Here is a 561-nt window from a genome sequence, read left to right as displayed (position 1 = left end):
GCCGCCGCGCCCCCCGGCCAAAGCCAAGAGCGCAGGCGCGGGCCAGAACAGCGCGCGACCTCTGGCGGCGGCCCCTGCCGCCAGTGTGCGCCCATCATTCCCGCGCACAATTTCGTCGGCGCGACTAGCGCCGGATGAAGAAAATGCCCCGGTCCGCGTCGATCGCTTCCGGCGCGACCGCGCGACGCGCAGTGTCGGCGCGCGCGCGCGGAGGCAGCGCGGAGCGGCCCGCCAGCTTGCCGACATAGGCGCGCGTCTCACCCGGCAACCCCTGCCGCCCCGCGAGGAACGCCGCATAGCGGCCCGGCCCGGCGTTGTAGGCACCGAACAGGCCGGGATAGCCGAAGCGGTCGTACATCAGGCGAAGATACAGGGTGCCGGCGAGGATATTGTCGCGCGGATCGTGCGGGTCGGCGCCGAGCCCGAGCCGGGCGCGCATCGCTGCCCAGGTTCCGGGCATGAGCTGCATCAGGCCCATCGCGCCGGCGTGGCTGACGATCGGGCGGCCGCCCAGCGTGGTGCGGCCGCCGCTCTCGGCGCGCATGACGCGCTCGATCCATT

General features: G+C 73.6%; 1 protein-coding gene. It reads right to left on the bottom strand.

Features of this window, described 5'->3' with window-relative positions:
• Positions 1 to 124 precede the first annotated feature (124 nt).
• On the bottom strand, positions 125 to 561 hold a 437-nt coding region (locus B1A78_RS21955), incomplete at its 5' end, for a lytic transglycosylase domain-containing protein (protein ID WP_144037976.1).

Origin of the sequence: Sphingopyxis sp. KK2 (assembly GCF_001990265.1) — a bacterium.
Classification (GTDB): domain Bacteria; phylum Pseudomonadota; class Alphaproteobacteria; order Sphingomonadales; family Sphingomonadaceae; genus Sphingopyxis.
Note: the sequence above shows the minus strand (reverse complement) of the source record. Positions and strands in the feature narration are given on the sequence as shown.